Annotated in this window: 6 protein-coding genes; all 6 read left to right on the plus strand. The window is 44.9% G+C overall.

Features of this window, described 5'->3' with window-relative positions:
• Positions 1–1,095, plus strand: a 1,095-nt coding sequence (locus ACO4PX_RS06380) for an ATP-binding protein (protein WP_485572020.1), incomplete at its 5' end; no start/stop codon positions are given.
• A 123-nt stretch (positions 1,096–1,218) separates the two neighbouring features.
• Positions 1,219–1,869 (plus strand): GntR family transcriptional regulator, encoded by a 651-nt coding sequence (locus ACO4PX_RS06385; protein ID WP_485572021.1) that lies wholly within the window; start codon positions 1,219–1,221, stop codon positions 1,867–1,869.
• A 115-nt stretch (positions 1,870–1,984) separates the two neighbouring features.
• Positions 1,985–3,745: a glycerophosphoryl diester phosphodiesterase membrane domain-containing protein gene (locus ACO4PX_RS06390; RefSeq protein ID WP_485572022.1), complete on the plus strand. Its 1,761-nt coding sequence runs from the start codon at positions 1,985–1,987 to the stop codon at positions 3,743–3,745.
• 859 nt (positions 3,746–4,604) lie between these two features.
• On the plus strand, positions 4,605–5,903 hold the full coding sequence (locus tag ACO4PX_RS06395) for an L-cysteine desulfidase family protein (protein ID WP_315000049.1): 1,299 nt from the start codon (positions 4,605–4,607) through the stop codon (positions 5,901–5,903).
• A gap of 169 nt (positions 5,904–6,072) precedes the next feature.
• Positions 6,073–7,293 (plus strand): dicarboxylate/amino acid:cation symporter, encoded by a 1,221-nt coding sequence (locus ACO4PX_RS06400; protein ID WP_304070819.1) that lies wholly within the window; start codon positions 6,073–6,075, stop codon positions 7,291–7,293.
• 530 nt (positions 7,294–7,823) lie between these two features.
• The gene (locus ACO4PX_RS06405; protein ID WP_308579000.1) at positions 7,824–8,513 is read left to right on the plus strand and encodes a phosphoribosylaminoimidazolesuccinocarboxamide synthase; all 690 of its coding nucleotides are present in this window, start codon (positions 7,824–7,826) and stop codon (positions 8,511–8,513) included.
• The last annotated feature ends 174 nt before the right edge of the window (positions 8,514–8,687 follow it).

Raw genomic sequence — 8,687 nt, forward strand, 5'->3', positions numbered from 1 at the left:
GCGACGGAGGAGAATATTCTTTTGATTTTGGATGAATATTCTTATCTTAGTGATGTGCTGAAGGGCATGGACAGTGTTTTGCAGGCACTGATTGATAAATATCGAAACCGGAGTAAATTGAAATTGGCCTTGTGCGGTTCCTTTGTAGATACCATGCAGAAACTGATAGAAAAAGAGAATCCCTTATTTGGCCGTTTTGATTTGGTTTTAAAACTGAAGCCCATGGATTACTATGATTCAGCACAGTTTTATCCCCATTTTTCCGACGAGGATAAGGTGAGGCTTTATAGTGTTTTTGGCGGAATTCCCTATTATAATCGTTTGATTCGGGAAGACAGGTCGGTAAAGGAAAATATTATAGAGTTAATTGCTTCTCCCGGTGCAAGACTGGAAAATGAAGTGTTGATGTACCTTAAGTCGGAAATTGCGAAAATTGTGAATGCTAATGAAGTCTTTGAGGCAATGGCAAAGGGATTTTCCCGCTTTAACGATATCCTGTCTCAGTCCCATGTTTCCAGCGGTCCTACTCTGGTGGATGTGTTGGATAAGCTGATTCGTATGGAGCTTGTGGAGAAGGCGGCGCCCATTAATGATGAAAATAACCGAAAGAAATCCGGATATTATATCAGTGACCCCATGTCCTTGTTTTATTATCGCTATATTTTCCGCTACAGCTCCCAGCTAAACGTGATGAATTCGGATATTTTCTATCAGCGATATATTCAGGAGGACTTTGAAAATGCCTATGTGCCGAAGCGTTTTGAGACAATAGGAAAACAATATTTGATTCGGCAGAATCGGGCAGGGCTTATGGAGGAGCCCTTTGAGAAAATAGGCAGGTACTACTACGACATTCCGAAAGAACGACGAAACGGAGAGTTCGATATTGTCACCTACGATCCCAAGGGCTATATTTTTTATGAAGTAAAGTTTCAAGATAAGCCTCTTAGCAAGGCGGAAATAGAAAAAGAGATAGCACAGGTGCAGGAATGCGGCTTGCAATGCTATCGTTATGGCTTCCTTTCCAAAAGCGGATTTGAAGCAATTTCCCGGGATGACGTGGTTTTGATTTCCTTGGAAAGCCTGTATGCGTAATTATCCATGGCCGGTTTTAGGATAAAAATATTTTCTTCTCATCAGAGAAAATCACTTCGGAGGCTTTTTTAGCCTCCTTTTTTACGCTATACTAGGACAGTTCAAAGAAATGAAGGGAGAACTATGGAAAAAAGTCTGAAAGACCAAGTATATGAATCTATCCTGGAGGATATCTTCCAGGGCAATGTTTCTCCGGGAGATATCTTGAATGAGAAGGCACTGCTGGAAAAATACCACTGTAGCAAGTCTCCGGTTCGAGAGGCGCTGATGGCTCTTTGTGCGGACGGCATTTTAAAAAATATCCCCCGATACGGCTATGAGGTAGTGCGCCTGAGTAAGGAAGATATCTACGATATGCTGGCTTTCCGCTTTGTCTTGGAGCGGGGAGTTCTTTTGGAGTGCGGGGCTGAGCTTCGGGAGGAAGACTTTCAGGACTTGGAGCAGATCAACAGTCAGTGCAGTGAAAATGACACGGATGCCATGACCCACTGGAAACATAACATGGAATTTCACCTTCGCTTGATTGCCTGTGCCCACAATGACTATATTACGGAGCAGCTGGAAAAATGCATGGCCAGACTGAAGCGGGCCTACTCCCAGTACTATTGGAAGAAGGACAAGGAAATTCTTTTTTCCATGGATACGGAGCACCATGTGGACATTGTGTCGGCGCTACGAAATAAGGACGTGGATAAGGCCATTCGCTATTTGGAGGAGGATATTCAGGACTTCGGAGAGTACTCCGCCTATCGTTTAAAGCTTCATTTTTCTTAAGTCGATATCGGAAAGAAATTTGCGGCTTCTATAACGAAAAGGAGATATATTGTGAAGAAATTCATTTAAAAAATTCATTTAAAACATTCACTAAGCAAATTTTAGAAAGGAACTTATGGATAAAAAAGAGGGCATGTGGAAACAGGTTTTTGGGACTTTGACATTTTGCAATCGCCATAAGTTCCTCTTTTTGTCTACCGCCATTTTTTTACAGATTGCGACTTTTGTAGGGAAGGAGCTTCTGCAAATGCTTTTCCGTCTGGCTTTGGTGCTGGTGGATCTGCCCAATGTGGATCAGTACAATATTCGCTATTTCTTTACCAGCCCCAGAAGCCTTTTCATGGTTTTGCTTTTTGCTTTTCTTCTGGCCTTCTTTTTTTATGTGGAGGTCTTTACCCTGGTACAGGTGATTTTGGCGGCCAAGGAAGGGGTTCGGATTTCTTATCGAAAAATTCTTCGCACCTCTCTAATCCGACTGCGTGATTTCAGCTATGGCAATGTGCTGCTGTTCCTTCTCTATATTCTCTGCACCGTGCCGGTGGCGAGCTTTATTTTAAGCTCTTCCCTGACGGATTCCTTCCATATTCCGGATTTTATAACGGAAGAAGTGGGCAAGACTGTGGGAGGGCATATTGCTCTTTTTCTGCTGTTCCTCTTTTTCATGTACCTCAACATGCGCATGGTCTATACCGTGCCTTTAATGGGCTTAAAGGCCCAGAAGTTTAACAAATCTGTACGGGAAAGCTTTGCCTACACGAAAAAAGGCGGCATCAGATTGTTTCTGACTCTCTTTTTATATGAGTTTTTGCTGAGTTTGCTGGCGGCTCTTTTACTCTACCTGGCGGCCTTTCTCTTTACTCGCCTGGATCCGGAGGGAAAACTGGGCATCTTTCATTTTCTTTTCTTCCTGCTCTTTCGTTTTACCCGCTTTTTCTTTGCCATTTTGTCAAAAATAGGCTTTCTTTCCCTTTTGGTTAATACCCTTCCGGTGGAAGGCTCCGAGGGGGAAAATGCATTTCTTACCGAGGAACAAAAGTATAGCAAGGCCACCATTTTCCTCCTACTGGCACTTTTTGTCTTTCATAGTACTGTAGCTGTGATGGATTATATGGGCCGGGAGGTCAATACGGATGCGAAAATCATTGCCCATAGAGGGCTGGTCTCCGCCGGGGTGGAAAATACCATAGAGTCCTTAGAGGGGGCAAAGTCGGCAGGAGCGGATATGGTGGAGCTGGATATTCAGCTGACTAAGGATCAGGAATTTGTGGTGATGCATGATGTGGATCTTTCCCGCCTTACCGGAATAGAAAAAAAGGTCTATGACTGTACCCTTTCGGAGCTCACCGCCATGACGGTGCGACAGGGGGCGTTTAGCGGAAAAATTCCAAGCCTTCGGGAATTTGTACAGAAGGCAAAGGAGTTGGATATGCCATTGCTTATTGAGATTAAGCCCCACGGGAAGGAACCGGAGAATTTTTCGGAAATCCTCCTGAAGAAGCTGGAAGAATACGGGGTGGAGAAGACGAATCCCCTGATGTCCTTAGACATTTCCCTGATGGAGGGGATAGAAGAGACTGCTCCGGAATGGAAGACCGGGGTAGTGATTCCGGTGCAATTCGGAGATTTTGCCACGGAAAATGTGGACTTTTATGCGATTGAAGATTCCTCCTATAACGGCTACTTGATGGGAGAGGTGCAGGATATGGGGAAGGAAATTTATGTTTGGACCATCAATGAAGAAGACAAAATCATCAAATACCTGCAAAGTCCGGTGGACGGCATGATTACGGACGATCCTGAGGATGTGTTTAAGCTTCGAAAGGATATGCTGGAGGATAGAAGCTATTACGGTATGTATGAACGCATGGCGGGGTAAGGGGCTTTGATGCAGTATAGGCATGAAATCGAGTACGCTCCCGCTATGCTCGCCCCTGCAAGGGGAAGGACTGTAGTCTTTGTAATGATACGCGCTGATGCAGTATAGGCATGAAATCGAGCACGCTCCCGCTAACCTCGCCCTGCAGCGGTACTAAGCGAAAAACTACAGTACCTTTGTTTTTCGCAAGTACCGGCGGGCTCAGATTGCTCTCTTTCATGCCTATACTGTATCATTCGCTTCAGCTATTTGATTTTTATAGTTCTTCGCTTTGCAGGTTTGCAAGTACCGGAGGATTCAGATTGCTCCTATTACAAACCCACACTGCATCATTCGCTTCTATTATGATTTTTACAGTCCTTCACTTTGCTGGAGCTCTGTAGGCTGCTCCGGTGGGCTCAGAGTGCTCTCTTTCACGCCTATACTGCATCATTCGCTTCAGATATTTGATTTCTACAGTCTTTCGCTTTGCAGGGGCTCTGTAGGGAGTGAAAAACTCAGATTGCCTCATCTTCAATCCTATATTGTTGCAAGTCTCTTTTTTTTTTGCTTTTTTATAGTCCATACCGGTGTTGTTTGTGAGTGTGTGCTTCTATGGTAGGACTTATGGCTTATATATTGTATAAAAATATTTTTTATATATACAGAATCATTATACAAATCATACAAAATATATGTTAAAAAATCGTCAAAATCCGCCTAGTGCTTTTTAATCGTATTACTGATATGATTAGAGCAAATCCAAATAAGAATAGGAAGATTTCGAGTTTGTCGCTTCGAAAGAAAATCTTCAGGCTTACTATGGGAAGGAAGGTTTCGTTTAAAAGTCCTTTCAGACATATTTTAGGAGGTGCTTTTGGTGGAAGAGAGCTTGATGAACAACTATACGGAGATTTTACAGAATGAGCTGGTGCCGGCCATGGGCTGTACGGAACCCATTGCCATCGCCTATGCCGCAGCGGCAGCAAGAAAGCTTCTGGGAGAAGAGGTTAAGGAGATAAAGCTTTGCTGCTCCGGGAACATTATTAAGAATGTAAAGGCGGTTACCGTTCCCAATTCCGGGGGTCAGAAGGGCATGCAGGTAGCGGCTATTCTGGGGGTACTTGGCGGTGATTCCGATTTGAAGCTGGAGGTTTTGTCTACCGTTACGGATGAGGATCGGGAACAGTGCAGAAAGCTGGTGGATACCGGTTTTTGCAAGGTAAGCTTTCAGGAGGAAGGCCCTAAGCTTTACATCGAGGTGGAGCTTCAGTCCGAGCATCACAAGGTAAAGCTTGAGATTGCGAACCAGCACAGTAACATCATTTACATGGAAAAGGATGGAGAAGTTCTTTACAAAGAGGGAGAAGAGGATAAGCAGGATGTGATTTCCACAGGAGGAGATCGGAGCCTGATGTCCCTTCAGGGCATTTTGGATTATGCCAATACGGTGGATTTATCTTTGGTAAGGCCGTCTTTACAGAGACAGGTGGAGATGAATCTGGCGATTTCTCAGGAGGGTTTGGACAATCCCTGGGGCGCCAGTGTGGGAAAGACCATTTTGGAGACCTGGGGATCTGATGTACGGGCCTGTGCCTGTGCCAGAGCGGCGGCAGGATCTGATGCCAGAATGAGCGGTTGTCCCCTTCCGGTGGTGATTAATTCCGGCTCCGGCAACCAAGGCATTACCGTAAGTATGCCGGTGGTGGAATATGCGAAAGCCCTTTCCATTTCCGAAGAGAAGATGTACAGAGCCTTGATTGTCAGCAATCTGGTGTCTGTTTACATTAAGCATTATATCGGTGCTCTTTCCGCCTTCTGCGGAGCGGTTAGTGCCTCCTGCGGTGCAGGTGCCGGTATTACCTACCTTTGCGGAGGAAATTATCAGAAGATCGGCCGTACCATCAGCAACACCTTGGGCAATGTGGGAGGCATTGTCTGTGACGGTGCCAAGCCCAGCTGTGCGGCGAAGATTGCATCTTCCGTTCATGCGGCGATTTTAGCTCACCACATGAGTATGAAGGATCAGGGCTTCCATGGGGGAGAAGGCATTGTGGAAGAGGATGTGGAGAAGACCATCAGAAATATGGGCTATATCGGAAAGGTGGGTATGCAATCCACCGACAGAGAGATTTTGAAGGTAATGACCGATCAGGTGGATGTGAATTCCTGTGTGTAGGAGCCTGCGGCGTCCTGACCGGGGGGACGGAACTGCGTAAACCGGCAGAGATTAAGAAATAGATTTAAATATGTCTCGAGACATGGCTTAAGAAATAGCCGGAGAATAGACTGAAAAATGTCTTGAAATTGAGCTTGAAATTTACAACAAAATAAGAAGGAGAAAAAGTATGGAAAAACAAGGATTTATTCATAGTCTGCCCTTTAAGCTTTTGGTGGCATTGGCTGTGGGCATTTGCTTAGGACTGGCTTTAAGCGGAATGGATAATGGTGTATCCCATGCCATTTTGAACATTGTGGTAACTGTAAAGTATATTGCGGCACAGTTTATCAGCTTCTGTGTACCACTGATTATCATCGGATTTATTGCTCCCTCCATCACAAGACTGGGAAACAATGCTTCTCGTATGCTGATAGTCGCTTTATTCATTGCCTATGTATCCTCTATCGGAGCAGCATTTTTTGCCACATTTTCCGGATATACCATCTTACCCCACTTAAACATCAACCCGGATGTGGATGGCTTAAAGGAGCTTCCTGAGGTAGTCTTCCAGCTGTCCATTCCTCAGATTATGCCGGTAATGTCTGCTCTTTTCTTCTCTGTATTGGTGGGACTTGCGGCAGCTTGGAACAATTCCAAGATTATTACCCAGGCATTGGAAGAGTTCCAGAACATCGTTTTATCTATCGTAACCAAGTTCGTTATTCCGGTACTGCCCCTTTTAATCGGTACCACCTTCTGCACCTTGGCTTACGAAGGAACCATTACCAAACAGTTACCTATCTTCTTAATCATTATCATTATCGTAATGATTGGACATTACATTTGGCTGACTCTTCTTTACTCCCTTGCAGGAGCTTATGCGAAGAAGAACCCGATGAATGTTTTAAAGCATTATGGTCCTGCTTACATGACAGCAGTAGGAACCATGTCCTCCGCAGCAACTCTTTCCGTAGCTTTGGAGTGTGCAAAAAAATCCGAGCCTACTATCCGGGAAGATATGGTGGACTTCGGAATCCCTCTATTTGCCAATATCCACCTTTGCGGCTCCGTTATGACAGAGACCTTCTTCGTTATGGCAGTATCCAAGATGCTCTACAATGAGTTCCCTCCTGTAGAGAAGATGATTCTCTTCTGCCTCTTATTGGGCGTATTCGCTATCGGCGCTCCCGGCGTTCCCGGTGGAACCGTTATGGCTTCCTTAGGACTCATCACCGGTGTCCTTGGCTTTGACGAGACAGGAACTGCTTTGATGCTGACCATCTTCGCATTACAGGATTCCTTCGGAACCGCTTGTAACGTAACCGGAGACGGTGCATTGGCATTGATTCTTACCGGATATGCGGAGAAGCACGGGATTCACCCACAGAAGTTAGAGTCTGTACTGTAATATTGAAATAGACCGATTGAAAAACTACATCCTGCGCTGGATCTTGTAAGGAAAAGGGTTTGACGGAAATAAACACTTGTCTAAAATCATACAGTAGATATATTCCTGCAGTACGGGTTCGGAATGGGGGGCAATCTGAGCCCGCGGGTACTTGCGAAAAACAAAGTGTAACTGCAGTTTTTCGCTTAGTACCCTTGCAGGGCGAAGTTAGCGAGAGCGTGCCCTAATTCCGGACCCGTACTGCAGGAAAATCTATATTTACTATGCTGACAAAATATTTTCTCAAAAACCCTTGACAGAATGAGGCAGATGGTGTTTGATGATGGCGTAATTCGAACTAATTCCCAAGAATAAATCACGAGAGAAAGTGTATCTAGGGTTCCGGTAAAGCTGGTCCGAGCGATACACATACTGCACGGCAGTATGACACCTTAGGGATAAAAGCCCCGGAGGCAGGTTTCACTTGAAGCCTGCTTCCGAGGCTTCATTTATTTCTGGAGAACCGTTTCAGTGAGTTTAAGGAGGAATTTATGCAGAAGATTTACACCGGAAAAACAAAGGATGTTTTTAAACTGGAGGACGGCAATCTGGTCTTAAAGTTTAAAGACGATGTCACCGGAGAGAATGGCGTATTTGATCCGGGGGCGAATGCCGTTGCCCTGACCATTGAGGGCGTTGGAAAAGAGGATTTGAAGTGCAGTAAGTATTTCTTTGAGCTCTTAAGAAAGAACGGCGTGAAGACACATTATGTGGATGCAAACGTAGTGGAAAACACTATGACTGTACTGCCCTGTGAGGTCTTTGGAAAGGGGCTGGAGGTGATTGCCCGCTTTATTGCAACAGGGTCTTTCATCCGCAGGTACGGGGCGTATATCCAGGACAAAACCGTGCTTCCCGAGACTTTCGTAGAAGTCACCTTAAAGGATGATCAGAGAAATGACCCGCCGATTTCGAAGGATGCTTTGGCTATGCTGGGGATTCTTACGAAAGAAGAGTACAAAGAGCTGAAAGAAAAGACTAAAGAGATTTCCGGAATCATCAAAGAGGATCTGGCGAAGAAAGGTCTGACCCTCTATGACATTAAGCTGGAATTTGGACGCTGTAATGGCGAAGTAATTTTAATCGATGAGCTGTCCGGCGGAAATATGCGTGTTTTTGACGGAGACAGCTATGTAGAACCCTTAAAGATATATTCGTATTTGGAAAAAGGAACTGTATAAAAGAGGAAATAAAGGAACAGTTTTCCCTTGTACAGGTCAATATCGGGAGTCCTTCCCGAGAAGGCCTGTACAAAGGACTGTCCCGACCCTCTTTTTACGGTTCCTTTCTTGTTATGGCCTTTTGAAAGGAGAAATATGAAAGTCGCTTTGATTATGGGAAGTATTTCCGATGAA

Source organism: Oribacterium sp. (assembly GCF_057249185.1).

Coding starts and splice junctions, on each gene's coding strand:
- ACO4PX_RS06385 (WP_485572021.1), top strand. CDS start 1,219: ATGGAAAAAAGTCTGAAAGACCAAGTATATGAATCTATCCTGGAGGAT.
- ACO4PX_RS06390 (WP_485572022.1), top strand. CDS start 1,985: ATGGATAAAAAAGAGGGCATGTGGAAACAGGTTTTTGGGACTTTGACA.
- ACO4PX_RS06400 (WP_304070819.1), top strand. CDS start 6,073: ATGGAAAAACAAGGATTTATTCATAGTCTGCCCTTTAAGCTTTTGGTG.
- ACO4PX_RS06405 (WP_308579000.1), top strand. CDS start 7,824: ATGCAGAAGATTTACACCGGAAAAACAAAGGATGTTTTTAAACTGGAG.